23 protein-coding genes and 4 tRNA genes are annotated in these 25,399 nt (G+C 51.4%); 10 read left to right on the top strand and 17 right to left on the bottom strand.

Annotated elements, in window-relative coordinates; all coding sequences use genetic code 11:
• The first annotated feature begins 26 nt into the window (after nt 1-26).
• Complete coding sequence (locus GE543_RS12240; RefSeq protein ID WP_153221528.1) at nt 27-821, top strand: NYN domain-containing protein; 795 nt, start codon at nt 27-29, stop codon at nt 819-821.
• A gap of 74 nt (nt 822-895) precedes the next feature.
• On the opposite strand, the gene GE543_RS12235 is transcribed toward GE543_RS12240, so the two are convergent.
• Both GE543_RS12235 and GE543_RS12230 read right to left on the bottom strand, forming a co-directional pair.
• Nucleotides 896-1,210, bottom strand: coding sequence for a hypothetical protein (locus GE543_RS12235; protein WP_046270705.1), 315 nt, complete (start codon nt 1,208-1,210; stop codon nt 896-898).
• 217 nt (nt 1,211-1,427) lie between these two features.
• Nucleotides 1,428-2,291 carry an alpha/beta hydrolase gene (locus GE543_RS12230; RefSeq protein WP_153221527.1) on the bottom strand — a complete coding sequence of 288 codons (864 nt, stop codon included), beginning with the start codon at nt 2,289-2,291 and terminating at the stop codon, nt 1,428-1,430.
• Nucleotides 2,292-2,408: 117 nt separating this feature from the next.
• On the opposite strand from GE543_RS12230, the gene GE543_RS12225 reads away from it, so the two are divergent.
• The 4 genes from GE543_RS12225 (at nt 2,409) to GE543_RS12210 (ending at nt 5,994) form a co-directional block, all read left to right on the top strand.
• Entirely contained in the window at nt 2,409-3,011 is a 603-nt protein-coding gene (locus tag GE543_RS12225; protein WP_153221526.1) for a TetR/AcrR family transcriptional regulator, read from the top strand.
• Nucleotides 3,012-3,266: 255 nt separating this feature from the next.
• Nucleotides 3,267-4,055 (top strand): SDR family oxidoreductase, encoded by a 789-nt coding sequence (locus GE543_RS12220; RefSeq protein ID WP_032661249.1) that lies wholly within the window; start codon nt 3,267-3,269, stop codon nt 4,053-4,055.
• Nucleotides 4,056-4,114: 59 nt separating this feature from the next.
• Nucleotides 4,115-5,116, top strand: coding sequence for an NADP-dependent oxidoreductase (locus GE543_RS12215; RefSeq protein WP_153221525.1), 1,002 nt, complete (start codon nt 4,115-4,117; stop codon nt 5,114-5,116).
• A 65-nt stretch (nt 5,117-5,181) separates the two neighbouring features.
• Nucleotides 5,182-5,994 carry an oxidoreductase gene (locus tag GE543_RS12210; protein ID WP_153221524.1) on the top strand — a complete coding sequence of 271 codons (813 nt, stop codon included), beginning with the start codon at nt 5,182-5,184 and terminating at the stop codon, nt 5,992-5,994.
• 39 nt (nt 5,995-6,033) lie between these two features.
• Here GE543_RS12210 and GE543_RS12205 read toward each other — a convergent pair whose 3' ends face one another.
• Both GE543_RS12205 and GE543_RS12200 read right to left on the bottom strand, forming a co-directional pair.
• Nucleotides 6,034-6,618 carry a TetR/AcrR family transcriptional regulator gene (locus tag GE543_RS12205; RefSeq protein ID WP_153221523.1) on the bottom strand — a complete coding sequence of 195 codons (585 nt, stop codon included), beginning with the start codon at nt 6,616-6,618 and terminating at the stop codon, nt 6,034-6,036.
• A gap of 198 nt (nt 6,619-6,816) precedes the next feature.
• Nucleotides 6,817-7,518, bottom strand: coding sequence for a glutathione S-transferase family protein (locus tag GE543_RS12200; protein WP_004404359.1), 702 nt, complete (start codon nt 7,516-7,518; stop codon nt 6,817-6,819).
• Nucleotides 7,519-7,856: 338 nt separating this feature from the next.
• Here GE543_RS12200 and GE543_RS12195 point away from each other — a divergent pair, with 338 nt between their 5' ends.
• A complete protein-coding gene (locus GE543_RS12195; protein ID WP_153221522.1) occupies nt 7,857-10,268 on the top strand; it encodes a DUF3772 domain-containing protein in 2,412 nt (803 codons plus the stop codon).
• A 1,150-nt stretch (nt 10,269-11,418) separates the two neighbouring features.
• Here GE543_RS12195 and GE543_RS12190 read toward each other — a convergent pair.
• The 8 genes from GE543_RS12190 to GE543_RS12155 form a co-directional block, all read right to left on the bottom strand.
• Nucleotides 11,419-12,078: a general secretion pathway protein GspK gene (locus tag GE543_RS12190; protein ID WP_147462645.1), complete on the bottom strand. Its 660-nt coding sequence runs from the start codon at nt 12,076-12,078 to the stop codon at nt 11,419-11,421.
• A gap of 52 nt (nt 12,079-12,130) precedes the next feature.
• The gene (locus GE543_RS12185) at nt 12,131-12,718 is read right to left on the bottom strand and encodes a hypothetical protein (protein WP_122255147.1); all 588 of its coding nucleotides are present in this window, start codon (nt 12,716-12,718) and stop codon (nt 12,131-12,133) included.
• Nucleotides 12,719-12,765: 47 nt separating this feature from the next.
• Nucleotides 12,766-13,353, bottom strand: a complete 588-nt coding sequence (locus GE543_RS12180) for a hypothetical protein (RefSeq protein ID WP_153221521.1) — start codon at nt 13,351-13,353, stop codon at nt 12,766-12,768.
• Complete coding sequence (locus GE543_RS12175) at nt 13,350-14,357, bottom strand: RHS repeat domain-containing protein (RefSeq protein ID WP_122255145.1); 1,008 nt, start codon at nt 14,355-14,357, stop codon at nt 13,350-13,352. Before GE543_RS12175 ends, GE543_RS12180 begins: the two co-directional genes overlap by 4 nt.
• A gap of 26 nt (nt 14,358-14,383) precedes the next feature.
• Entirely contained in the window at nt 14,384-18,142 is a 3,759-nt protein-coding gene (locus GE543_RS12170) for a DUF6531 domain-containing protein (RefSeq protein WP_153221520.1), read from the bottom strand.
• 362 nt (nt 18,143-18,504) lie between these two features.
• Complete coding sequence (locus GE543_RS12165) at nt 18,505-18,939, bottom strand: type II secretion system protein (RefSeq protein ID WP_153221519.1); 435 nt, start codon at nt 18,937-18,939, stop codon at nt 18,505-18,507.
• Nucleotides 18,940-19,249: 310 nt separating this feature from the next.
• A complete protein-coding gene (locus tag GE543_RS12160) occupies nt 19,250-19,684 on the bottom strand; it encodes a hypothetical protein (protein ID WP_122255142.1) in 435 nt (144 codons plus the stop codon).
• An 877-nt stretch (nt 19,685-20,561) separates the two neighbouring features.
• A tRNA-Arg gene (locus tag GE543_RS12155) sits at nt 20,562-20,638 on the bottom strand.
• Nucleotides 20,639-20,955: 317 nt separating this feature from the next.
• On the opposite strand from GE543_RS12155, the gene GE543_RS12150 reads away from it, so the two are divergent.
• The 3 genes from GE543_RS12150 (at nt 20,956) to GE543_RS12140 (ending at nt 22,173) form a co-directional block, all read left to right on the top strand.
• Entirely contained in the window at nt 20,956-21,195 is a 240-nt protein-coding gene (locus GE543_RS12150; RefSeq protein WP_010434882.1) for a hypothetical protein, read from the top strand.
• Nucleotides 21,196-21,231: 36 nt separating this feature from the next.
• Nucleotides 21,232-21,417 (top strand): PA3371 family protein, encoded by a 186-nt coding sequence (locus GE543_RS12145; RefSeq protein ID WP_003369912.1) that lies wholly within the window; start codon nt 21,232-21,234, stop codon nt 21,415-21,417.
• A gap of 429 nt (nt 21,418-21,846) precedes the next feature.
• Complete coding sequence (locus GE543_RS12140) at nt 21,847-22,173, top strand: Arc family DNA-binding protein (protein WP_002554423.1); 327 nt, start codon at nt 21,847-21,849, stop codon at nt 22,171-22,173.
• Between the two features lie 187 nt (nt 22,174-22,360).
• On the opposite strand, the gene mgtE is transcribed toward GE543_RS12140, so the two are convergent.
• A complete protein-coding gene (gene mgtE, locus GE543_RS12135; RefSeq protein WP_003412626.1) occupies nt 22,361-23,803 on the bottom strand; it encodes a magnesium transporter in 1,443 nt (480 codons plus the stop codon).
• A 325-nt stretch (nt 23,804-24,128) separates the two neighbouring features.
• Between mgtE and bamE the strand changes: the two genes are divergently transcribed.
• Entirely contained in the window at nt 24,129-24,620 is a 492-nt protein-coding gene (gene bamE, locus GE543_RS12130) for an outer membrane protein assembly factor BamE (RefSeq protein ID WP_153221518.1), read from the top strand.
• Nucleotides 24,621-24,664: 44 nt separating this feature from the next.
• On the opposite strand, the gene GE543_RS12125 is transcribed toward bamE, so the two are convergent.
• The 4 genes from GE543_RS12125 to csrA form a co-directional block, all read right to left on the bottom strand.
• A tRNA-Arg gene (locus GE543_RS12125) sits at nt 24,665-24,741 on the bottom strand.
• Nucleotides 24,742-24,828: 87 nt separating this feature from the next.
• Nucleotides 24,829-24,905 (bottom strand) — tRNA-Arg (locus tag GE543_RS12120).
• Nucleotides 24,906-25,014: 109 nt separating this feature from the next.
• Nucleotides 25,015-25,105, bottom strand: a tRNA-Ser gene (locus GE543_RS12115).
• A gap of 62 nt (nt 25,106-25,167) precedes the next feature.
• Nucleotides 25,168-25,356, bottom strand: a complete 189-nt coding sequence (gene csrA / locus GE543_RS12110) for a carbon storage regulator CsrA (RefSeq protein ID WP_002554426.1) — start codon at nt 25,354-25,356, stop codon at nt 25,168-25,170.
• Between the last annotated feature and the right edge of the window lie 43 nt (nt 25,357-25,399).

The following is a 25,399-nucleotide window of genomic DNA, read 5'->3' as shown; positions in this document are numbered from 1 at the left end:
GTTGTGCTTTCTTATGAGGGTGATCCATGGCCGTCCAAAACCCCAACAGTTCTCAAAAGCACCTGGCGGTGCTGATCGATGCCGACAATGCGCCAGCAGCGATCGTAGAAGGCCTTTTCGAAGAGATCGCCAAATATGGCGTGGCCAGCGTCAAACGCATCTATGGTGACTGGACCGGCCCGCAACTCGGCGGCTGGAAGAAAGTTCTGCTCGACTACTCCATCCAGCCCATCCAGCAGTTCGCCTACACCAAAGGCAAGAATGCCACTGACAGCTCATTGATAATCGACGCTATGGACTTGCTCTACACGCGTCGTTTCGACGGGTTCTGCCTGGTGTCCAGCGACAGTGACTTCACACGCCTGGCCTCGCGCTTGCGTGAGGAAGGTCTGACCGTTTATGGCTTTGGCGAAGAAAAGACACCCAAACCCTTCGTGGCGGCCTGCGACAAGTTCATCTACATCGAATTGCTTCGTGAAGAGATCACCACACCGGCCACCGGAGACTCTACGCCGGATGCAGCTGCAACACCGAACAACGTCAAATCAGTGGTAACCGAGCCGAGCAAGAAACCCAAAGCCCCTGTGGGCTTCATTGCAAAGATAATGGACGATATTGCTGATGAAGACGGCTGGGCACCCTTGGGCGCCATTGGCACGAACATCACCAAACTGCGGCCTGAGTTCGATCCTCGTACCCATGGCTACAAGAAACTGAGCGATTTGATCAAAGGCTATCCACAAACGTTCGAGCTACAGGCCCGTCCGGCCTCGGGCGGAACGGCAGTGCTCTATGCGCGGCATAAGCTGCAGGGCAAGTGAGGTTCGTCAGTCCGGGACTGACGGTTGCGACTGTCGGTTCTTTCCTGACGCTGTAGCTGGAACGGCACCGTCGATCACATGTAAAAAAGGTCAGCCTGAAAACTCCGGTCTTCCAGTACGGCCGCACCTGTTTCGGTAACACCAAGAACAATGTGCTGGACATAGGGAAACGAGATATCGTGCTCCAGCACAGCGGCTGAAACCAGCAGCCCCTCTTTGACCAGCTCATCAATCATGGCCATGAAATCCCCGGCCGCCGGCACTTCTGATTGAAGACGTATCAGCGCGAGATAAATTTGACCGGACGTCAACTTTCCAGGGCGAACGAAGTTCGCGCTGCGGACGATTTCAAGCACCGCCAATTCATCGGAAAAATTATTAAAACCCATAGCGGCCTCCAACTTCTGAAGACACTGACTCGCCTGTCCGGCTACATCAGGACTTTTAAAAGAAGCTCAGCTCGTGATGAGCGGAAACGCATCTGGCTTCCGTTATTCATCTTGCAATTAAACGAGCCAGATCCAGCTGGCACATACGGATTTCATGAAGCTGCGTGTAGACGCTTTAGAGTGGAAGCGTTGGAAAGGCCATCCGTTGCGGATGCCGTTAACGATGATCCGGTTTCAGAAATTTCATCGCTTCCGTAATCACCAAAGGATGATCAATCAGCCGATTGTGGCCAAGCCCTTCAGTGGTAAACAGACGCGCCCCCGGCCATAGTTCTGCAAAACGAGCGCCCTTTTCCCACGGTGTTTCACGGTCACGGCGGTCATGAATGACCAGGGCGGGACGATCAAGCAGCGGCAGTCGCGAACTGGCGTCGTAGTCTGCAAAGCGGCGACCGGTCAGCGAATGCAGGACGCCCTCGAAAGGTTTGAATACTGTGTGGGCAACACCGACTGAATCGAACAGTTGAAGTACGCTGTCCGTAGGTGCCAGAAACGGCGCAATCAGGATAAAACGATCAGGGCACCACGACTGCTCCTGAGCGAAAACAATCGATGAAGCACCCAGTGAATGCGCTATCACCGCCGCAGGCTTTCCGAAATGGCGCCCCACGTGCTGCTGCACAGCCACGAACTGGGTCATATGACTGATGCTGCCTGCGCTCAACCCGTGCGCGGGCTGATCGAACCCCACCACCGCGTAGCCCATCGAGCGCAGTAACGGCACCCATCCGATAAAACGCATCGCGTAACTTGACCAGCCGTGGGCCAGCAACACATACGGCTGGCTGGAGGGATCGCCCCAGACATAAGTGGCAATTCTGATGCCGTCCAGTTCAAGGCTACCGGTTTGCACATCCGTCGCTGTACTCAGAATTTCAGCAGCCTTGGCACGTCCGGACGCCTGCGGAGTCACAAAACGTCGAGCGAGATATCTTCCGGTGATGCCCGGTAGAATACGGCTGATCAGCGTGAACGTGCCGCGCAGCGTCAATAGTCGAAGCCTGTTGATGATGTCGCTCATCGGTATTCCCCACGCCCGTCAGATGATCTGGCGCCATTAGAACAGCCTATCTTGTCACTGACAAGATAGGCTGAACCGATGGGAATATAACTTTTGTTTCATGATAGGGAGCCTTACATGTCGACTTCAGACGCCCCACGGACCTACCACCACGGCAATCTGCCCGCCGTCCTGCGTCAGGCCGCCTGGGATATTGTGGGGGAAGCGGGAGTCCGCGGGATGTCACTGCGCGAGTGCGCCAGACGGGCGAATGTCTCTCATGCCGCCCCCGCCCACCATTTCGGCTCTCTGGAAAATCTGCTGGCAGAGGTGGTGGCCGATGGGTATGAGCGCATGGCCGACGTCATCATTGGCGTGCAACAGGAACTTGATGACACCCTCCTGGGTTGCGGCATTGGTTATGTAAGTTTCGCCAGAAGTTACCCCGAGCACTTCCGGTTGATGTTTGGCGCGGGTGTAAACCGCACGTTGCCCAGGCTTCTAAAATCGGGTGAACGTGCGCTGCAAGTGCTCCGCCAGTCGATACGCAATGCCTGGATAGCGAAATACGGTAGCGAGCCCGAGCCGGAACTGCTTGAACAGCGCACCTTCCTCGCCTGGAGCACCGCGCACGGCTACGCTTCCCTGACCATCGACAGAAAGACGAATACCCCCCCTATTCCCTCTGCCGAGTCTGTACTGCAATTGATGACATGCGCCGTGCTTATGCCGTCAGGCTGAAAACAGGCGCACTGCCGCCACCCGATTGATAAACAAACTCCGTCGTGACTGCGCTTGCACAGAAGCGGTTTCGACGGTGTGCATGCCATTTGCCCGCACGTCTTGCGACGATGTTCCCCACGTCCCCTTCCGAAAACCGGGCAAGATTGGCATCGAGCATTTTTGATGTCGATCAACATCAATACGTTGACATTTTAGATTTGGATCGTAATCATAAGTGCGACTTCCTCAACGCACATTACGAGTACCTCCTCCATGACAACGCCATCCACTGTTCTCATTACCGGTGCTTCCAGCGGCATCGGCGCGGTATATGCCGAACGCTTTGCCCGTCGCGGTCACAATCTCGTGATGGTCGCTCGTGACAAGGCACGTCTTGATGCCCTGGCAACACGCCTTCGTGAAGAAAACGGCGTTGCCGTTGAAGTCATCCAGGCGGATTTGACTCAATCTGCCGATCTCACAGCTCTGGAAACCCGTCTGCGTGAGGACGCCAGCATCGATGTGCTGATCAACAACGCGGGCATTGCCCAATCCGGAGGGTTCGTTCAACAGAACGCCGAGTCCATCGACAAGCTTGTCGCACTCAATATCGTCGCCCTGACACGCCTTGCGGCCGCCGTGGCCCCGCGTTTCGCGCAGTCCGGCTCGGGCTCGATCGTCAACCTCGGATCGGTGGTGGGTTTTGCGCCAGAGTTCGGCATGTCGGTCTACGGTGCGACCAAGGCCTACGTACTGTTCCTTTCCCAAGGAATGAACGTGGAATTGGCGCCCAAGGGCGTATACGTCCAGGCGGTGCTTCCGGCAGCCACGCGCACAGAAATCTGGGAGCGTGCGGGGATCGATCTGAACACTATTGCAGAGGTGATGGACGTCGAAGAGCTGGTTGATGCAGCACTGGTGGGTTTCGACCGCCGCGAACAGGTGACCATTCCACCGCTGCATGTGGCGGGGCGTTGGGACTCGCTGGATGAGGCGCGACTAGGGCTGATGTCGGACATTCGACAGGCTCAGGCGGCCGAGCGCTATCGCCCGCAAGCCTGAAGCGGATCAAGCCGCGGCAGATGCACATCCTTGTTCGACGACACTGGAATCAGAGCGTCATGAAAGCACTGACATTTGAGAATTACGGCAAGTCGCCTGAGCTTGCGATTACCCACGTCCCCATACCTGCCATCAAACCTGACGAACTGTTGGTGGAAGTTCACGCGGCCGGGTTGAACCCGATCGACAACATCATCACTACGGGTGTCTTCAAGTCGGTGGTGAAGTTGCAACTACCGGCCACCATGGGCAGCGATCTGGCGGGCGTGGTCATTCAAGTGGGCAGCGCAGTCACTCGATTCAAGGCAGGCGACGCGGTTTTCGCCAGCCTGTTCGAACTGGGTAGGGGCGCCATCGCCGAGTTCGCCGCCGTACCGGAACACGCTGCCGCATTGAAGCCCGCCAACCTGAACTTTGTTCAGGCAGCCTCCATCCCGATGGTCGGGCTTACGTCGTGGCAGGCGTTCAAAGATCGCGCCCCTCTTCAAGCGGGCCAGAAGGTGTTCATACCGGCCGGGGCTGGAGGTATCGGCACCTTCGCCATCCAGCTGGCCAAACACCTGGGCGCCACAGTGGCCACGACCACCAGCACAGGAAATATGGCGCTGGTTCGTAGCCTGGGCGCAGATGAAGTGGTGAATTACAAAGAGCAGGCATTCGAACAGGTGCTACACGACGTTGACCTGGTGCTTGGCACCACCCGGGGAGACGACCTTGAAAGAGCTGTCGACATCCTCAAGCCCGGTGGCAGGATCGTATCCCTGGTCGGCCCGCTGGATAAGGCATTCGCCAAGGCTCGGCGGATGAATGCCTTCTTCACCTTCGTATTCGGGTTGATGAGCCGCAGGATCACGCGCCTGGCCAAGAAGAAAAGTGTGTCGTACTCGTTTCTGTTTGTCCGCGCGGATGGCGCTCAACTTGGCGACATTGCCAGGTTGCTCGAAAGTGGCCAGATAAAACCGGTGATTGACAGCGTCTTTGCGTTTGAACAGGCCCGCGAAGGGCTTGAATACCTGGGTCAGGGCCGCGCCAAGGGCAAGGTCGTCGTGAAGATCAAGTAAGCGCTTATTCAACGCCCCGCCCAGCCACCATCAAGGCCCGCGCCTGTCGAGCATTGGAGTATCAAATGGACACCTCTTCCGAAAGAACCGCCATCGTCACGGGTGCCTCATCGGGCATCGGTCGCGCCACCGCCGAGGCCTTGGCGCGCTCGGGGTACACCGTGTTTGGCACCAGCCGCAAAGCCGGTAACAGTTCAGCACAGGTCTCCATGCTGAGCTGCGATGTCACGGATGACGATTCTGTCCGCGCGCTCGTCGCCACCGTCCTCGCGCAGACCGGGCGTATCGACCTGCTGGTCAACAATGCCGGCATCGGTATGCTGGGCGGCGCCGAGGAGTTCTCGATCCCGCAAGTGCAGGCACTGTTCGACGTCAATCTGTTTGGCGTCATGCGCATGACCAACGCAGTACTGCCATCAATGCGCCAACGAGGTCAGGGGCGCATTATCAATATCGGGTCGGTCCTGGGACTGATACCGGCGCCCTACTCGGCTCATTATTCGGCGGTCAAGCATGCCCTTGAAGGCTATTCAGAATCGCTCGATCATGAAATTCGTGCCTTCAACGTCAGGGTCTCGGTCATTGAGCCGGCCTACGTACGCACCGTCTTCGATCAAAATGGCATCGAGCCTGACTCGCAGTTGCAGGCGTACGATCAGGCACGAGCCGGTGTCCGTGCACTGCTCGCCGATGTCATGCCGACAGCCGACCTGCCCGAGGTTGTGGCAGCGGTGGTGCTGAAAGCGGCGAGCGATGTTCGTCCCCGGCATCGATACACCGCCGGCAAGACCGCCCGACAAATCAGCCTGCTACGGCGCTTCGCACCTGCCGGGGCGTTCGATAAGAGCTTGCGCAAGCAGTTTCGCTTGCCGGAGTGAATGGCGTGGGTAGGGTTGGCAGCTTCTCGAATTCGAGTGTCAGCGCCGTTCCACACTCACTTGGTTCGGCAGCGGCCCACAGGCACGATAGGTGTCGATCAACGTGTCAAAAAGGGAAATGTCCGACCTGCTTCTGGCAACCAGTTGAGCGCCCGCCACAGCAGAAAAAATGGCCTGCGCCCGCACCTCGCTGTCCGAGGGCGTGCAAATGTTCGCGGCCACCAGAAGCTTGCTCAGCCAGGCAATGTTGACCTGGGCAAACAGCTGCATTTCCTCAGTCATCTGCGGCGGCAGGTTGTCGGTTTCAGCGCCGACGAAAGTGCCCAGGCAAAGGCGGTTTTCAACCTCCAGCGAACGCCGGAAAATTTCCGGGAAACGCTGTAACGCTTCGCCGGGATCGGGGGTTTCTGCGGAGATCGTCTCGAGTGCAGCGGCACCGTCCTGCCAGTATCGCCTGGCAACAGCGACACCCAGGTCAGCCTTGCTGGGGAAGTGGTAGTAAATACTGGCCGGCTTGATTCCGACCTGTGCGGCCAGGTCGCGAAAGTTCAGGCCGTTGTAGCCCTGGGACTGGGCGATGTTTCTGGCAGCAAGCAGAATCGCCTCACGGGCGTTGATGGTCATCGTAGTGCCTTGTACTTCGGACGCGTTTCTGGAAACCGACACATGCTAATTCAAAAACCTGCCTTTTGTTAGGTAGAAAGACGGTGTAGCGCATGGCTGCTGAACGGCCATCGTCGGTTTCTCCCAAGCTGCAACGGCTATCGCCGGGAACATCCTGCTTGACGTTCCCGGCGATAAGGTGCGCGTACAACAGCTCAATCATTCGGCCGGCGAGTCCAGCTCAGGAATACCGCTGCTGCGATCAGCATAAGCCGCCTGGAAAGCCGGACGCTTCTGCCAGCGCTGCCAGTACAGGTCCAGGAACTCGAAACGCTCATCCAGTGGCGTGGCGTTGACCGGGAACTTGGAGAAGGCAATGGCAGTTGCAAGCGTGATGTCCGCGAACGTTGGCGCATCGCCGCCCAGCAGCCACTCGCGACCATCGGACAAATGACGATTGACCAATGCCGCATGGCTCAGCGCCTCTTTGCGGCAGTGCTCGCCCCATGCTTCGTTCTTGGTCAGTTCAAGCTTGAAACCGAGGCCGGTGTGCAGCACGTGAAAGGCCGTAACGATCCGATAGAGGATATGCACCCAGATGCGGTTATCCCACATGTTGTCGAGGCCCTGCTCCAGAGCGCCCTCGCCCATGATCTTGCGGCCTGGATAAGCCTGATCCAGATAGCGAGCGATAGCGGCTGTCTCGGAAATGAAGCTGCCGTCTGCCAGTTCCAGGGTCGGTGTTTCACCCCACGGGTTCATGTTCAGGTGACGCCAGCCACGCTGCTCTCCACCGGGCGTCATGTCATAAATGGTTTCTTCGAACTGATCGGCAATGCCTTTTTCGTGGATGAACAAACGCAGGCGTTGAGGATTCGGAAAAGCCGAAGGAGAGGTGAAAAGTCGCAATTTAGAGGTCATGGTCGGGCCTGTGAGGTAGGGTAGAAAACCTACCTAACTATCGTTAGGTAGCCATAACGTAGCGGTACTCCCTCGCCAAGTCAACGCCTACCTAACATTTGTTAGGTAAAAGTATTTGGCTCGGCTGATCAGCAAGCCTGGCAACCGGGCAGGATTCTGCTGAAAATGCAGCCTTCAGGCATGGGTTGGCCCGCATTGACAGCGCTCAAACGTGAGCGCCTTGATATCCTGTGCGCCGATCTCGGGCGGCCAGTGAATGCTGCTCAAAAACGTACAAGACCCAGGCTCGAACCACAGGCCTTGCCAGGCCGCATCGCGCAGAGAAAGAAGGAAAAAGAATGCAGCACGCTTCGCTGAACCGTTTTCGTACCGGGTTGCTCGCCTTGCTCTTGCTGTGCGTGACCTTGCCGGCCCTGGCCCAGAATGCCCCCGCGCCCCAGGCCGATAGTGCCAGCAGCGCAGCGCCTGCCGTGGTTGTCCCAAGCCTGGATGATCTGAACCAACAGCTCGATCAGATCCGTCAGAAAGTGACGGTCAGCGCCAACGACGACCTGCTTTCAAGCCTGCGCCAGGCGGCTTTGCAGGTTCAGAAACAAGCCGACAATCTGGTTGCGCAGCAAGCTGTCGACATCGAACACCTGAATGATCAGCTCAACATTCTCGGGCCGGTGCAACCAGACGAAGCGCAAAGCCTGACCAGTCAGCGCAAGACGTTGACGGCGCAGAAAAACGCGCTGGTCAATGATGAACGGCAGACCAATGAGCTAAGCCAGTCAGCCCGGGATCTGGCTACGCAGATATTCAACCTGCGCCGCAGCCTCTTCGATTCACAGATCAGCACGCGCACGGCGAGCCCGCTCAGTTCGGCATTCTGGTCCACGCTGATTCGCCCGACCGATGACGACCTGGGACGCCTGAACAGGCTTCTGGTGGATGTGCGCCAGGTGCTCAACAACGCGATGGCACCGGACAACCGTGTGCAATTCATCAGCGTGGTGCTGGGCGCGTTGTTCATCTGGGTGGTTGTCCGGCGGCTGCTGGAGCGCCTGCTGATCTGGGCGATGATTCGCTGGCTGCCCGAAGGCCGCCTGCGCCGCAGTGCGCTGGCCCTGGCTGTCGGGCTGTCGACCATTCTCACCATCACCATTGCCACTTCCTTGCTGCGCTGGGGAATCGTCCACAACGCGGTGCTCAGCAATGACGTAGTCAATCTGCTCGATCAGGTGCAGACGCTGATTACCTTCTGCGCCTTCATCGTCGGTCTGGGCCGCGCGCTGTTGATGCTGGCACATGCCTCGTGGCGCCTGCCGCAAATTCCTGACCAGATCGCCACCGCACTGGGCCGCTTCCCCCCTGCCCTGGCGCTGGCACTGATGGTCATCGGCACGCAGGAGCGAATCAACAGTGTGATTGCCAGCAGCCTAGCACTGACCGTTGCGGTCAATGGCCTGACGGCACTGGCGGTTTCGCTGGTGTTCTTCTACGCCCTGTTGCGCTACCGCCGTACCCGCCGCCGCTTTGAACTGGAGCGCCCAGCGGGCTTCGCCGGGCTGATTCCGTTTATCGTTGCGGTGTGGGTCGGCCTGAGTTTGCTGGCGTTGTTGAGCGGCTACCTGACGCTGGCTTACTTTCTGGCAGTGAAACTGCTCTGGGTCAGCGTAGTGGCGTCCACTGCGTATCTGCTGATCGCCTGCTTCGGTGACATCTGCGAAACCCTCCTGTCGCCCAAACAACCTGGCGGCCTGGCGCTGGGCTCAGCGCTGGGCTTGTCCACTCGCCATCAGGCGCAGGCAAGTACCGTACTGGCCGGAATAGGCCGCACCTTACTGCTGCTAACCGCTGTCCTGCTGGCGTTCCTGCCCTCAGGATCGAGCCCGGGCGACCTGCTCGCCAGCTTTACTCAGCTGGATGTCACGTCCAAATCCATGGGCAACCTGAACATTGTCCCCAGCGACATTCTGGTGGCATTGGTCTGCCTGGTCGTCGGCCTGCTGAGTGTGCGTGTACTCAAGGAATGGTTTGGAGAACGCCTGCTGCCCGAAACCAACATGGACGCGGGCATGCAGGCTTCGCTGGTGACCCTGATCGGATACATCGGCTTTGTGCTGGTGGTGGCCGTGGTGATGTCCACACTCAACATCAGCCTCACCAATCTGACCTGGGTGGTCAGTGCGCTGTCGGTGGGGATAGGTTTCGGCCTGCAAGCCATTGTGCAGAACTTCATCTCCGGCCTGATTCTGCTGACCGAGCGTCCGGTCAAAGTCGGCGACTGGGTGAGCCTGGCGGGGGTCGAAGGCGATATTCGCCGGATCAACGTCCGCGCGACCGAAATCCAGATGGGCGACCGCTCGACAGTGATCGTGCCGAACTCGCAGTTCATCACGCAGAACGTGCGTAACGTCACCATGGGCAATGCGCTGGGCGTGGTCGGAATCACCCTTACGCTGCCCCTGGAAACAGACGTCCTGCAAATACGCGAACTGCTGTTGCAGGCCTTCACCGAGCATGAAGCCATACTCGATGCGCCAGCGCCTTCAGTCACCTTCAAGGACCTGACCAATACCGGTTTGATCATCAGCGCCAGCGGCTACGTGAACAGCCCACGCTCGGTGGGTGGCGCACGGAGTGATCTGTTGTTTACCGTTCTGGGACGTCTGAGGGAATTGGGTGTTGCGCTGTCTGCGCCGCAAAGCATGGTGTTGATTAATGAGGGGGCTGGGAAGGATGCGGCGGCGGAGGAGAGTCAGTGATGCTTGTTTGTGTGGTGTCACAGGCGGGGTTCGAACCATTATCTGTGGTCACTAGCTTAGAATCGATCGAATTAGCCACTTATAATATCGATTCCTATGGATTTTTTAACAGATACCAATAGCGCACCCCAAGTGCGCTACTAAAGGATACGCAAGTATCCCTCCCCGTGCCGATTTGCACCTCAATGCTTGAGGGAAATAAGACCCGAGCCGACATCGCAAGGTTGAAACTGAGAGTTCAGGAACTTTTATTGCTGAGGCAGAGTTGATCATACTACCGACTTGGCGCTGCCGAATAAGCATTCAGCCTGAATTCAGACCTACTAACAATTTACGAAGTAGAAATTCGGGTCAACAAAATTTCGGCAGCTGGGCCAATGCTATATTAGCGACAGTATACTAGTCACGTCCGGCGCAAACGAATGGTCAAGGCGAATGCAAATAGGTGGTCAAGTCCAAGCAATTACTCAAGTGGTAGCAAGCAACGTTCTTGCCCTTTCTGCTTAGCAGCATTAGTGCCTTATTATAATCCTTTGTTCTTGCACCATAGCTACCGATCAGACATTCAAGAATTCGTCGATAGCTTTAATAGCTGCCAGATAAGCATCAGTGCCTATCCCCGCCGAATCAGCAAACTAGTAGGTCGGTGTTGTTTAGTTATCTACGCAGCCGCTGCGTTCGATCTATAATCCGAAGGCATTAACTCACAACTTTAAACCAATCAACTATAGAGATAATTCAATAAAAGGATGAATTTATGTTAGATTTCGAGAAAAACAATGGCAGCAACCTCATAAAAATTGGCCAAAGCAAGATTTTAAACCATAGAGGACTATCTATCTAGCGCAAATGAGCAAAACCATCTACTTAAAATAGCGACCCACACCATATGCTGATAACGCAAACCATGCGACAAACATTGTCACAACTCGGTTTTATGTGACGTTATTAATTCACCTAAACTCCCAACAGCAGCACCGCAAGTTATTGAAACCCAATAATATAACTCATTAAAAAAGCAAAAGAAGATGGTGCTATGTTGAACCACGTATTGCTGACGTTGAAATCTTACAAACGCTAACAGCTCTTGGAAGCTAGCTCCTAGAGCTGAGAAATCTTGAGAATATCTAAATTTAAAAAGTTTTGCTCATTAAGGTGTGTGGTAAAACCATGAGTCCTCGGAACGTATCACGTTAGCTCGCCCTATGTGATCAAGGTTCTGAAGACGTATAGTTTGAGTTAATTGATAATTGAAGCCATTCTTCAGATTAACATAAACCTCCAATGTAAATATCGAGCCTAGTTTAGGAAAGCTTTTTACTGCTCGGAAACCGAGCGCTGATAGCAATTCTGGCGCCGACGCTCCGAAGTCAATAGTTCCCGGCCCAGCCCATACAGTTATGTATGGTGAAATTTTTTTAAAAACCCTACCATCTAGATCTGCATAAAGCTGAAATTCTGCTGTGGATAAAAAAATATTTGACTGTGCTCGACGCTTCTTGAGCAACTCAACTATTTCCGTGGCGCGATTGTTATTAACATTAGACCTCACTAACAGCCTATTTATATAAGATAAGTTTCCGTAATTTACATCAAGCTTACCTCTTTCGCTACGTGCAATGACTTTAAGTTGAGCCTCGCCTACGCTCAAAGACAGAGGAAAATAACTTCCTCTTGCCTTAGCTTCTGAACTCAAAAGATTAAGGGTAAAGATGACTCCGCCGCGAGCCGCAGCATAAGCAGTGCTGCGATCAATGGCTAGCTGTGCTTGTCTAGACTCGACAATCACAATGGATATGGCCCAAAGCATGATAGAACTGCATATAGCTACAACAAGTAAACAGAGAATGAGGGCTGACCCTTTAGTTGTTGAATGCATTACTGCTCTCTACTTCAATTTCTATATCTGGAAACCTTAACGAGCCTTGAACATCCAGCTTTATCATAATAACGCGTGGAAGTTTCCCGATTTTATTCCAAGAATCGCTGCACTGTTTGATCTGAGCGGAGTCTGAAATGGTGCAATAACGAATACTCAAGCTTTTAACGCTAGAAAGAACTTCTTGATTAGGAGACACTTCCTGTCCATTTTTAGGGTTTAGCAATGAAACTAAAATTCGCTTCTTGTTTTCGTCAAAAACCCAGATTTGGCAATAAGTGTTCCGATGACCAGCAATATCTATAGGGCCGACGAAAGCAATCCTGCTATGTCCCCCAACAAAATAACTATGATTAAAACAAGCAGAACTAAAAGGAATAGCTCGGCTTAAGCTTTTTCTAAAAAGCTCATCAGTAATTCTCATTGCTTGCAAGTACCGGGAGTAAACTTCTATATTGCTTGACACACTTTTGCAAAATACGACAAAAGTAAACATGAGTAGCAAGAAAATCACAGCCAACGTAATGAAGGAAAGTGTCTCTATCAAACTAAAGCCTTTCGACTTATACATCATAACTCCTTGAATGAGCCCTGACTTTCAGGGCTCATTTTATTTAATCAGACACTTTTAACTGTGCTGATAAATTTTTTCCACTCATGTGCCTGATCGCCCTTGCATTCGCTAAGCCAGTTTTTGGCGAACTCTTCGAACTGAGTCAGCTTGCCTGACTTTAATAAAATCAAGGCATAGAGTTCAGGGTTGCCACCATGCTGACCAATCAAGGGAAATACTTTATTTTCCAGAGCCTGAAAGTTGGCTAGGCGCTCTACAAATGGTTTGGCGTCAAGAACTAGCACTCGCGCCAGCCTATCTACTTCATCTGTTAGGTTGTTCTCGTTAGAGACGATATAGTCATGCTGACCTGTAGTAATCGAGCTTAAGTTTTCTCTATAAGTTGCAGATTTTCCTTTTCGGTATTTGATTCCTAGGCCACGGGCGAAGGCTTCCATCACTGGTATACAGTGAATTCCGACGCTCACGTTCAAGCGAATGAAATCTGGGTGATTACCAATGTTAAAGCCTATCCAACCTAAGAATTCTTCATCAATTTCATAGACTGCTGTACCGCCTGAAAAGGCGAAATCCATTGTTTTTAGCGTTTCAGAGAGTTTTTGTTCCACGCTTTTTCTTGATACTGTTTTCATTGGGTTCCTCGGCCAGTGACAATGCGATCAACAGAAAATGATTCAATTTTGACAGGTACTCCTACCTGAAACCCAGCCGCCTCAGCATTTTTACCGACAGGCACCACCGTCTGACCATTTTCTACTGCCTGCTGAAATGCTTTCTGACCTTTGCTCAGTACGGCTGAGCCAGACTTAGTTTCGACGACGCTGACTTTTCCGTCTTTTCTAGCAACAAAATCGATTCTTGTGCGGTTTTTACCCCCATTGACGAGAAATGTCACCTGCTCGGTAACCTCTTGCCCTTGCGCGGCCAACTTAGTCCGTGTAGCCGCCTCAGCTTCGTGCCCCGCAATTTTGTTAGCCTCTAAGGTCTTGGCGGCTTTACTAGCGCCAGAGGCGGCTTCAGCACCTCGTTCCACGCCTCTAGCTGCTTTCAGAGCTTGTCCCGCAAATGGTACCGGACTGATCACACCAACAGCACTGATAGCAACATCCGCTCCCGCCGCGGCTATGCCGCTACCTGACGCAACGGCCATTGCCAGTTTGCCAAGATCGAAGATTAAGAACGCTACATCAAGCGGGCTATGGCCATCTGGGTCCACGTACTTGTAAGGGTTGTTATTTGCGTATGCATAGCGGTTGAAACTGTGAATATTTTCGATGACAACGTCTTCGGGATCTACCGATACAAACCGACCCACAATAGGGTTATAGTATCTAGCACCAATATAAGATAGGCCGGTTGAGTCATCGAATGGCTTGCCATGAAACCCTATTTTATTAATCTGGGCCGTACCTGTATTACTCGTTTCCGAAGGATAGTCCGGATCTCCCCCAAGTAGCTTCTCACCATAAGGTTGGTAGCTTTCTCGCCACCTTAACGTTCCGCTTGCGTCGCTTGCGACGATGGGCGAACCAGATATGTCGTTGTGGAAGTACGTAACCGTTTCCGCGCTAGCAATCGTCACAATATTACACAACAAAGATACGCTGATTATGAAAGCTCTTTTCAGATTATTCATAGTCATACTCCTAAGTGAACACTTCATTAGTTATTCACCTTTTGAGCAATACGCTTGTCGCCTAAATAGACGTATTCGGTAGTTACCGCCGGCTTACCCTTAATTGAAGACACTAACAAGCGACCTAAAGAATCATACATCTCATAGGTCTGTTCGCCCGAGCGAACGCTAAGTCGTCTGTAGTTGAGGCCATCATACCTGTATTTGACGGCCAGAGCGGAATCGCAATTAATACATGCTAAGTTTGGTGTTGCATTATAATTATAAGTGTTATTCCCATCTGACACCAAGTTGCCCATCGAGTCGTATTTGAGTAGCAGAGTGCTTGATCCGCTCAAACGAGAAAGTCTATTTTTAATATCATAAGTATAGCTAAGTGTCTGGCTACCATATGTCTGGCTTAGGATATTGCCTGTACCGTCGTATTGTATAGAGCCACCCTGGGCGTAGCCGCCTATCTCAACCAGCCGATTAATACTATCATAAGTCATGACACGATTTAATGTTTCGTCTATTGCATCACTTATATTGATCAGGTTCCCCGTGACGTCGTAGGTGTAGGTTGAGTCAAGCATGACTTCAGCTTTTGAGGGGTTCTCAACTTTAAATGAACTAGGCCAAAGTCGTGAGTTTTGACTATAACTTGACTGCACTCCATTAGCATAAATTATGTCTTTTGGAAGGCCCGATGGCCAGTAGCTCACGGAATTTAAGAAGCCGGTGATCGATACTGGGCGACCTAACGAGTCAAGACTGTAGTTAACTATAGTTCCGGTGATAGGATATTTTATACTTGTCAATTGGTCGTTGTTGTTATATGTATAATCAGCCCTCATCGTTAAGCCGCTTGTTACGAGCGTTTCGCTATTTAAGTTTCCGTTTAAGTCGTAGCTCATGTAACGATCGCCATCTTTTTTAATCGCAGAAATAAGCCGGCTTGTCTTATCATAAACATAGCTTACGGCTTCTTCACCGCTAGAGTAAGCGACGGACGTTACACGACTCAAGCCATCGTAAGTAAAAGTACTGGTAATATTACCAAATTTCTTTGATGTCAAATTGCCTTCAAGGTCCCTTATGTAGCTGATCAACCCGGTTTCGGGCCCTTCCGTTGAAGCTAGGTAAAAATTTGGAGTGTATGAATAGCGACGAGTAAAGTCACCTTGGTTTATCGCAGTGACTAAATCCATGGCATTACGGGTAATCGTTGTGATTGAGGCCGCAAGGGGAGGTACAACTCTTGTAAGGTACTGCTCCGAAGGGTCGCCATATGAGTAATATTCGTAAGCGGTTACATTTCCGCGCCCGTCGGTAATATTTTTTACATTCCCAGCGTATCCATACAACTCTGTACTGGAATCTGCAAAGCTTTTTTGAGCAAGGCGTCCTGCTGCATCATATGCGTAGGTAGTGCCGGACTCACTTCCCGGATCAGATTCAAATACTTTTCGTCCATACCCATCATATCGGTAAGAAGTTTGTATACCGCCAAGCGTAATAGCAGCTGTCTGGCCGAACGGACTGTAGTCAACTGCCTCTACTAAGTCCCCTCGCTGAGCAATCCGACCGTTAGGAGAATATGCGACAGTTCTTACGTTACCTATAGGTTTAGTTTCTGAAGTGATCCGTCCCATAAGATCATATGTATAGACCGTGGTTTCGCCATTCCCATTAGTTTCTGATGTTATATTTCCTGCATCATCTACTGCGCGAGAAATCTGAACTCCCTCAGGTTGAGTCTCACTGCGAGCAATCCCCAGTTTATAGTCACTGTAGGAATATATAAACTCTCTTGGCGTTGTTTTAGTGGCAAGGTTTCCTCCAGCGTCATAAGTAAACTTTATAATAACACCATCGGTGTTTAAACTCGAAATTGCTCCTTTTCCATCATATTCTGTTAGTACTTGATGCTCGCCGGTTTGCTGCTGGATTTCTTTACCCAGTACCCATGTTTGCTGGTCGTTCAAGAATGAATAGTTCGTTTCTCGCGTTAAGCCAGTCGGACCCTGCTCGACCTTTTTAGCTGCATTGCCAAATTGGTCATAGCCAGTATAAGTTGTCAGATGTGTTAAACCATTAAAAACTATTCTTTTTTCGGCTAAATCAGCCGCCCAGACTTGTGAGTCCATCGCGTAGCCGAGCCCGACTGCAAAGTCTCTACCGGCAGTTAGAACCCTTGGTGTCCAACTATAGATTTCATTGTTTCCCAAGGGATCTGTTTTTTCCATAAGGAGCCCTTTCATCCATACAGTTTCATTGTAGCCCCCGGGGAGTTCTGTTGTAAGATTATAAGAATTCCCTATGTATTTATAAGTTGTTGTGCCTTCTGGTCCTTCGATGGATGTGATGTCATAGTTAGTGCCTGTCCCCCTAGTATAAGAATAGCGCCAGCTTTCTCCGGTAGAAAGAGTTCGTGAAGCCACTTTTTCTGACGACTCAAAAAGAGGCCATGATAATTTATCTAAATTTACTCTAGCGCTGTCGGCTTGGTAAGTGAAAGTGTAGTTTACGGTTCCCCCAGTTGGATACGTAAGACCTACAAGTTTTCGTGCTGTTATATTTTCATCTGTGAGAGGAATAAGATTTTCGGCATCGAGATACTGCCCAGGTGCATATCTATATTCCCAAGTCTCACCCGTGTTATACGCTACCTTCGAGAGGTTCCTGGTGTTTGATATGTCGTGAGGCAGATAGGCATAATCTATACTGCGTCCGCTGTTAGCGGTTGCTTTCAAAAGCTTGCCTGTGGAAGGATCCCTTGAAAACTCCACAAACCGACCATCATTCGAACTGATACGCTGTAGTAGAGTGACACTTTTTTCTAGGTCGTAAAAACCTTCATCGTACTGTCCTACAGTTGGTCCAAATATTACACCTGGCCCTGTCGAATTTCCTGGCATAGGCCATAATGCTATGGGAGTTCCAAATGTTTGATAACTGAATGTTAGTAAATTTCCATATAAGTCAGTAGCTGATGTGGCGAGCATATAAGTCTCGCTTTGAGTTGGAGGCGCCTCTTCAGTTACTTCATTATAACTATCAGGATAATTATTATAGGTTACACCAATCTTCCGTGACGCTATATTTCCGTAGGCATAAACCACGCCTTTAGGAGAAGTAACTTTTACTTCGTCGCTGATGCATTCAAGCTTCCAGTTGCTCTTAGTAAGTGCTTTATGGTTACCGAAGCTGTAGAAAGATTCCCTGCCGCCTTCAGGCAACTCTAAGACTACAAGAGAGTTGCCTGATCTATGCTTAACATTAGTCGATAGTTCATCGTGCGTTGCGACACCCGAGCACAATTCAAGAAGATTGTTTCTTGAGTAGGAGTAATAACCTCCACCATTGACACCCGCGACTGTTGAATACTGGTTTTTTACAGTTATTTTCGGAGCAGCGTCCAAGCTCCAACCAGCGCCCAGATCAGCCCATCGATAGGAGCCATTTTGAGTTGCTCCTAGCGCTGCCGAGCTACTTAACATATTATAAGTACGCCACACTTCGATTTCCATACCTTGGCCTGGTATCGAGAAATCTTTTTGTGTGATTATAAGATTGCCTGTTTTGGGGTCAACGCTATCGACCCAAGAAGGCTTTTCGACATTATTCACTGTTTCTGGTAAATCTAAAGATATGTCAGCATTGTTCCCTGGCGCTCTACTTCCAAAGGCGTGAGTTATATTAACGCTACTCACGATCGAAAGTGATAAGGCTAGCAATATTGCGACTTTCTTCGTGTGGGGTCTTTTTAAATAACCTTTTAGAGTGGCAGTTCTTTCTTTCATATTACCTCCATGGATTGCTTTTTTGATTTACTAATCTGTGTACGTTATTACGACGTGCTCCACACTGCCGCTTTTGAGAAATAGTGTGAGCTTGCAGATGTGGTTTTTCCCACCAAAGTTGCCACATTTTTTTTCACTGTGCCACGCTACGCCGCCTTCTTCTCCTCGGCTGCTTAGTTTTTTAGATTTTTCCGACTTTTCTAGAATAGACACGGATACCAATGCTATTTTGGTATTTGAGGCACTGATTGCAAATCGCTTCAAAAGCATAGACATCGATCCTGCGATTATAGTTACACTAAGTGCAGTTATAAATATCGCAGCGATTACATCTAGCAGCATGAACCCGCGCTGATGACTTTTCATGACTTGGTAAAAGTTATCTGGCCTGTCAACCAGCTAATGGTTATTTTTGTTCTACTCGAGCCGTCACCAACTACAATCTCTCCTCCAGTTGAAGAACCATTTTCGTAGAAAATTATCTGTTGCTCATTATTCAGCTCGCCGGTTGTACTCGTCACCTTCCAAGGTATGTCATTAGGCAAGCAATTTATATTACCAGCTGCCGTTTTGTAGCATCGATCTATTACATAAAACTCTATACCCGTAGGCAGTCCGGTGCTTCTCGCTTTTTGTTTGGCAAGATAAAGAGCTTTTACAACCTCTTCACTGGTGTTATTTTTTTCGCGATAAGCCTTTAGCCTTGGAATCGCTGAAACTAGCGTAATTGATAATATTGCAAACAAGCTAATACTTACTAGCAACTCGAAAATAGTGAAACCACTCGCTTTTTTCATAACTGCTTTCACTTATAGAGTTACGTTGCTTTTTTAAAGTCTGTTCGCGCTGAATTTCAGAGTGAATCGCATTAATTTTTAGCATAATGAAATTTCAAAAAAAAGATTACGTAATAGATAATTGATTGCACTATTTTGAAATACTTCCTCGAATCAGACCGAAGTTTAGGATTCGGCGCAGTGCGCAGTCTTGCCTTCAAGCGGTTATTGCTTTAAGAGCTTATTACATATAATCGAACTTTATATGACGCTACGTTCAAGATATGTAGACAGACGGCATTGCAGTCAAATTTATCGATCTCATATTTTTCTAGACAACCCGCTTAATTGATTTAGCTATTCTATTGCAGATGGCTCTAGCCTCATCGCGACCATCATCGTACAGATAGTCATGGACTGTAACTTGAATTGCTTCGTCTAGCTGGCTTACAACTATAGATACAACAAAATATTTTTTGTCTGGGTCGCAAAGCTCTAGAGTTGAGATAAATTGCTCCCCCTGTGCGACTGCTTTTTTTGATATATTCCATCTATAGCCAGACAATTCTAAGAAACTACTAGCATGAGTTGCTTGAATATTCTCGGCATTTTCTTTGGATGTGCTAGGTGAAACCGTTTTTATTGATTTTAAAAAAACTTCGATTCGACCATCTTCTCTCTCGAAATGGTTATCTACTTCCTTCTCGCTGAGTTGGAACTCTTCTGGGAGGCTGAGTAACCAGTTCGCTATGCGTAGATCTTTCATCTAAAAATTCATCCCTTGAAATCAAATATCTGAAACTGGCTAGTTTACTCATTCTTATTAACTCGGGCACCCGAATTGCTAAGATACGTCAGAAGCTCATGCGATTTTTATTTGTCAGCAAACCACTGAAAATCTTCTAGCGGCGCTTAGACCCATCGAGGTGCCGATTGGTTCCGCATAATTCTCTAATGAAGGATTTTCTTTTTTTGTGCAGCGTCAGGTCGGCACCTCTTCTGTCAGCCAAAGCGTTCGAGTTCATAGCCGATACAGCGTGTTGCCTTTGGCTATATTCGCGAATCGTTGGACGATCTGGTGGATCCGCTACTCAGAATCCATCTATGGACGGCCGAGATTCAATGCGCTGGAGAGGCGGAAAGCGAGTCGATTCATTGCACAGTGCAATGTAGCTACCTTCTCTTGGCGGTCAATTCTGGGCGTTAACACTGAGCGGAAGCGACCCACATCGTTTCCAGAACCAATCGCAATGCGCGCTGCGCATCGGATGCTCTTACTGAGGCGTTGGACCGCGCCACCGGCATGCCCAGGAAGCTTTCAAAACTCACCAGCCAGTCGAGCATATTTTTGAATGCCCCAAGGATAACTCGGGCGTATTTCGGGCATGAAATCAGTAGCTGTCGGCACTGATACGATTTTGACCCAGATTGCTGATTTTGACTGACCTATATGCAGCACCTGAGATTCCGCGCAAAGACTTCATTCGCGGAGTGTCTGGGTAGGTCAATGAATTCCGGCGGACTGGGGCAAAATCGCTTCATAGACAACAGCAAAGGAGCCCTGAAAGGCCCGCTGCTGCACCCGCCATGCACCCATGGGCTTGGATGGGGCAACTCAGATTCAGCTGAAGAGCCCATAAATATGGTGTCCCAGGGCAGGTTCGAACTGCCAACCTTCCCCTTAGGAGGGGGATGCTCTATCCAATTGAGCTACTGAGACACTGCGTGCCGACACACCGATCGGTGCCAGCGAGGACGGCGTGCATCTTAGCGGCATGTGGCGCTTTTGTCATGTCGTCATTGCCCTTCGACCCTGTAGCCGATGTCGCCTGGAAACACGGTCACATAAACCGATCATGCAATTTGCAATACCCCAAAAAGCCATCATTGCAAAACGCACTGTAGAGCACTTTTTTTATTTTAATAAGCCATTGATTTATAAGGGATTTTTGTCATTTTCTGATTGGCATGCAGACTGCATTATTGATATCTGTGGAACACATCTCATCCCAAACGGTCGGGCACAGGTACTGGAAAATGAACAAGACTCTCTCAGCGTTGAACGCGGCAGCTCTGGTGGCTCTGGTTGCATTTCATTTCCAGGATTCTGGTATCAAGGATGCTCAGGCCATCACGCCTGCTCCTGTCCACCACCAGATCAGTCAGGCGCCAAAGCTGGCAATCATGACTGAACGCGTTGCAAGCGCAGCGATGCTGGCCAATGACGATGATGAGTCACTTCAGTTTCCACGCGCCGAACAGCGCTGGGTTTTCTGATAACGCCCGCAACGACCCTTTCAAGAGAGAGTAGCCATGTCAAAATCCGCGTTGTCATTTCTGGTCCTGGCGATCATGGCTGTCGTCGCCGACCTTTTGCTTCCTGTTAATGCACAAGCCATGAGTATCGCTGCAAATATCGCCGCCGGTGTGTTCGCCAGTCTCTTCGTGGTTGCGTTGTTCGTCGGTCGTCGCTTCAAGTTCGACCCGGTGCTTCGCTGACAGCGAAGCTACCTGCATCAATTTGCCCGGTCGTCTGACCGTTCGCATCCAGAATCTCCCCTCCTCCGAAAGAACCTTCCTGCACCGCAGCCAACCCTTTGTCGGCTAACCTCGGTCACGCTGAATTTAGACGCATACTCAGAGTCAAATGGCCATGACAGCTAAAAAGGCCAGTGGCGTGCCCTTTTATCCGGGGACAAATGCGATGACTTTGCAAATTCGCTCGCATTTCTGATAATTGGTGCTGGCAATACGCCGCTACCTGAGTCAATATTTGTCACAGAATTGACGCCAAGGATTCGACGTAATACGGCATGATGTCGGCCCCTTGGAACCCCGGTTGAACATTTGGCCAAAATGATTGTCTGACTGTGACAATCTTGCGGCCACTTGCTAGAACCGCTTCCCCTGAACTAACCGGTTAAATATATGAGCCCTATGAAACAGGCTACTTATTCCAGCCGCACGGCTGACAAGTTCGTCGTTCGCCTACCAGACGGCATGCGTAATCGCGTGCAAGAGGTAGCCAAGAATCATCACCGCAGCATGAACTCGGAAATCATCGCTCGTCTCGAACAAAGCCTGATTCAGGAAGGCGCTCTTGGTGATGAACCAAGCCTGCGCCTCGATAGTCCTGAGCTGTCCTTGCACGAACGCGAGCTGCTGCAGCGCTTTCGTCAGCTTTCACATCGTCAACAGAACGCCCTTGTTTCGCTGATTGCTCATGACACGGAACTCGCTTCCGAAGAGTCCTGAGACTTGACGTAACAGACAAAGGCCAGCGAAAGCTGGCCTTTTTCGTTGTAGCCTTTTTGTAGTCTTTTTCTTTATTAGTCGTCGGCTTATTGCGTTACGCAGCGACATGAAGACTTGGCCGAAGCATAAAAAAACCGCCTGATCATGGCGGTTTCTTTATTTCAAACGACTGTAGCAGTCGCGAGGCTTAGAGCAGAAAGATCGTCGCCAGTCCGAGAAAGATGAAGAAGCCGCCGCTGTCGGTCATCGCCGTAATCATGACGCTTGCCCCCATCGCGGGATCTCTTCCCAGACGGGAAAGCGCCATGGGAATGGAAACGCCCATCAGCGCTGCCAGCAACAGGTTGAGCGTCATGGCTGCGGTCATGACCACACCCAGCGACCAGCTGTCATACAGCAAGTAGGCGACCACGCCGATCACCCCCCCCCATATCAGGCCGTTGATCAGGCCAACAGCCAGCTCCTTGCGCAGCAATCGCGCCGTATTACCGGTATTGACCTGGTCCAGCGCCATCGCGCGCACGATCATGGTGATGGTCTGATTACCGGAGTTGCCACCGATACCGGCCACGATAGGCATCAGCGCAGCGAGCGCCACCAGCTTCTCGATGGAGCCTTCGAACAGGCCGATTACACGCGAGGCCAGAAACGCGGTTACCAGGTTGACTGCCAGCCAGGCCCAGCGGTTGCGTAGAGAACGCCATACTGACGCGAAGATGTCTTCTTCTTCACGCAGACCCGCCATGTTGAGGACTTCGCTTTCGCTTTCCTCACGGATCAGGTCGACCATTTCATCGATCGTCAGACGGCCGATGAGCTTGCCGTTCTTGTCCACGACCGGCGTGGAGATAAGGTCGTAACGCTCGAACGCCTGTGCCGCATCGTAGGCATCGTCTTCCGGGTGAAAGCTGACCGGATCGTTGGCCATGACTTCGCCAACCTGCTTCTCCGGATCATTGACCAGCAGACGCTTGATCGGCAGCACGCCCTTGAGCACGCCCTCGGAATCGACTACGAACAGTTTGTCGGTGTGACCGGGCAGCTCCTTGAGCCTGCGCAGGTAGCGCAGCACGACTTCAAGGCTGACATCCTCACGGATCGTCACCATCTCGAAGTCCATCAGCGCACCGACCTGATCCTCGTCATAAGACAGGGCCGACCGCACGCGCTCACGCTGCTGTGAATCCAGTGTTTCCATGAGCTCGTGAACGACGTCGCGGGGCAACTCGGGAGCAAGGTCGGCCAGTTCGTCGGCGTCCATGTCCCGTGCCGCCGCGAGCAACTCATGATCGTCCATGTCGGCGATCAGGGTTTCACGAACGGAATCGGATACTTCGAGAAGAATATCGCCATCGCGATCGGCCTTGACCAGCTGCCAGACGGTCAGACGGTCTTCCAGGGGCAAGGCTTCAAGGATATAAGCGACGTCGGCAGAGTGAAGGTCTTCGAGCTTGCGTTGCAACTCGACGAGGTTCTGCCGGTGAACCAGGTTTTCTACGCGGTCCTGATGTTGACCTTCCTGACGGTGGGTCAGGTCTTCAACAATACGCTGGCGCTGCAGCAGATCGACGACCTGAGCCAGGCGATCCTGCAAGCTTTCCTGCGTTTTTTTTACTTCTCTTTCGGTCATAGGCGAACTCCACTCCCAGCAGCGGAGCACGCCGGGAGATCAATCAGTTAATTCATGATTGTTGAAAAACATTATCGAGTAACGACTGGGTATGTCCATGGAGGTGTTCCACAAGCCCCGGCGGGGCTGACGGGCGCAATGATACACCGCTTTGAGCGAAGCGCACGCGAGAAAATTCAGCTCAGAACAACCGTTTGCAGCGCAAACCTGCACAACTCCGTAAGCCAGCCAGAGTTCGACGTCACATTCAGCCAACAAAACACGCTCGCCCCGCCCAAAGACGGCAGTTAGCCTTTGCTGACACCCGTCACGGAGGACCTTGAGCATGCGACCTGCCAATCATCTGCTGCTGTGGAGCGCCCTGCTCTGCCTTCCTGCCGCTGCAACCGCCAGCAACGTTCATCGCTGCGAGGATGCATCCGGAAAGATTACGTTTACCACCCTGGGCTGCCCGGATGGGCACAGTACCCGTCTGCAGAGAGCCTTCAATGCACCACCGGGAACCCGTATCGACGTGCTGCCGCCCGCCAGTACTGCACAAACCGCGCGCGGAAAACCGGCAGAACAGACAGTTGTCGTGGTGGGCACACGCGATGATGGCTGCGGCAACCGCTTGAGCGCCGAACAGCGCCGGGCTGCGATCATCAACCAGCGCACTCCTCCCGGCATGACGCAGCGTGATGTGGAGAGCCTGCTGGGGCGCCCCGACAAGATCACCAACCGCAACGGCGAATTGCATTATGTGTACAACCAGAAAAAAGGCCGCAGCAATAAGGTGACGTTCGACGAGCACGGATGCGTTAAAGGAAAACGCTAGAAAGCAAAAAGCCCACATCTTTCGATGTGGGCTTTTCGTTTGTATGGTGCACTCGACAGGATTCGAACCTGTGACCGCTCGGTTCGTAGCCGAGTACTCTATCCAGCTGAGCTACGAGTGCATTGGTGTTTTTAGACCAGATCACCTCTGGTTGGAGCCAGTTATCGGAAACCTTGTAATTGCTTACAACACTTCAAACAACTTTAAATGGTGCACTCGACAGGATTCGAACCTGTGACCGCTCGGTTCGTAGCCGAGTACTCTATCCAGCTGAGCTACGAGTGCATGTGTTGGTGCCGCGCATTATAGGTCGTAAAACTGTTTAGTCAAGCACTTTTTCTAGTAAATTCAACAACTTACAGATCAAGCCCAGTTTTACGCACTACATAAATAATGGCGGAGAACGGGGGATTCGAACCCCCGACACCCTTTTGAGGTGTACTCCCTTAGCAGGGGAGCGCCTTCGGCCACTCGGCCAGCTCTCCGCAACACGGGGCGTATAATAACCACCCTTTTCCCCGTTTGCAAACCAAAAATTCAATAAAAATTAATGGCTTGGTTCTTCGTCCTTCTCTTTCTTGATACGCAGGTAAATCTCTTCACGGTGGACAGCGACTTCCTTGGGCGCATTGACACCAATACGCACCTGATTACCCTTCACTCCGAGCACGGTGACAGTGATTTCACCATCCCCAATGATCAGGCTTTCCGCGCACCGACGAGTCAGAATCAGCATACTTTTCTCCTTACGCCTTTATTCAGGGACAACAGTCTGCAAC

The sequence above is a fragment of the Pseudomonas sp. SZ57 genome, assembly GCF_009495975.1.
Taxonomy (GTDB): domain Bacteria; phylum Pseudomonadota; class Gammaproteobacteria; order Pseudomonadales; family Pseudomonadaceae; genus Aquipseudomonas; species Aquipseudomonas syringae.
This window is presented reverse-complemented; position numbering and strand designations above follow the sequence as displayed.

Bases quoted from the DNA above. Each gene is read 5' to 3' on its own strand.
- GE543_RS12225 (WP_153221526.1), top strand. From the start codon at position 2,409: ATGTCGACTTCAGACGCCCCACGGACCTACCACCACGGCAATCTGCCC.
- GE543_RS12230 (WP_153221527.1), bottom strand. From the start codon at position 2,291: ATGAGCGACATCATCAACAGGCTTCGACTATTGACGCTGCGCGGCACG.
- GE543_RS12165 (WP_153221519.1), bottom strand. From the start codon at position 18,939: ATGAAAAAAGCGAGTGGTTTCACTATTTTCGAGTTGCTAGTAAGTATT.
- mgtE (WP_003412626.1), bottom strand. From the start codon at position 23,803: ATGACCGAAAGAGAAGTAAAAAAAACGCAGGAAAGCTTGCAGGATCGC.
- GE543_RS12220 (WP_032661249.1), top strand. From the start codon at position 3,267: ATGACAACGCCATCCACTGTTCTCATTACCGGTGCTTCCAGCGGCATC.
- GE543_RS12205 (WP_153221523.1), bottom strand. From the start codon at position 6,618: ATGACCATCAACGCCCGTGAGGCGATTCTGCTTGCTGCCAGAAACATC.
- csrA (WP_002554426.1), bottom strand. From the start codon at position 25,356: ATGCTGATTCTGACTCGTCGGTGCGCGGAAAGCCTGATCATTGGGGAT.
- GE543_RS12140 (WP_002554423.1), top strand. From the start codon at position 21,847: ATGAGCCCTATGAAACAGGCTACTTATTCCAGCCGCACGGCTGACAAG.
- GE543_RS12195 (WP_153221522.1), top strand. From the start codon at position 7,857: ATGCAGCACGCTTCGCTGAACCGTTTTCGTACCGGGTTGCTCGCCTTG.
- GE543_RS12235 (WP_046270705.1), bottom strand. From the start codon at position 1,210: ATGGGTTTTAATAATTTTTCCGATGAATTGGCGGTGCTTGAAATCGTC.
- GE543_RS12145 (WP_003369912.1), top strand. From the start codon at position 21,232: ATGTCAAAATCCGCGTTGTCATTTCTGGTCCTGGCGATCATGGCTGTC.
- bamE (WP_153221518.1), top strand. From the start codon at position 24,129: ATGCGACCTGCCAATCATCTGCTGCTGTGGAGCGCCCTGCTCTGCCTT.
- GE543_RS12210 (WP_153221524.1), top strand. From the start codon at position 5,182: ATGGACACCTCTTCCGAAAGAACCGCCATCGTCACGGGTGCCTCATCG.
- GE543_RS12215 (WP_153221525.1), top strand. From the start codon at position 4,115: ATGAAAGCACTGACATTTGAGAATTACGGCAAGTCGCCTGAGCTTGCG.
- GE543_RS12185 (WP_122255147.1), bottom strand. From the start codon at position 12,718: ATGTATAAGTCGAAAGGCTTTAGTTTGATAGAGACACTTTCCTTCATT.
- GE543_RS12180 (WP_153221521.1), bottom strand. From the start codon at position 13,353: ATGAAAACAGTATCAAGAAAAAGCGTGGAACAAAAACTCTCTGAAACG.
- GE543_RS12200 (WP_004404359.1), bottom strand. From the start codon at position 7,518: ATGACCTCTAAATTGCGACTTTTCACCTCTCCTTCGGCTTTTCCGAAT.
- GE543_RS12190 (WP_147462645.1), bottom strand. From the start codon at position 12,078: ATGCTTTGGGCCATATCCATTGTGATTGTCGAGTCTAGACAAGCACAG.
- GE543_RS12240 (WP_153221528.1), top strand. From the start codon at position 27: ATGGCCGTCCAAAACCCCAACAGTTCTCAAAAGCACCTGGCGGTGCTG.
- GE543_RS12150 (WP_010434882.1), top strand. From the start codon at position 20,956: ATGAACAAGACTCTCTCAGCGTTGAACGCGGCAGCTCTGGTGGCTCTG.
- GE543_RS12175 (WP_122255145.1), bottom strand. From the start codon at position 14,357: ATGAATAATCTGAAAAGAGCTTTCATAATCAGCGTATCTTTGTTGTGT.
- GE543_RS12170 (WP_153221520.1), bottom strand. From the start codon at position 18,142: ATGAAAGAAAGAACTGCCACTCTAAAAGGTTATTTAAAAAGACCCCAC.
- GE543_RS12160 (WP_122255142.1), bottom strand. From the start codon at position 19,684: ATGAAAGATCTACGCATAGCGAACTGGTTACTCAGCCTCCCAGAAGAG.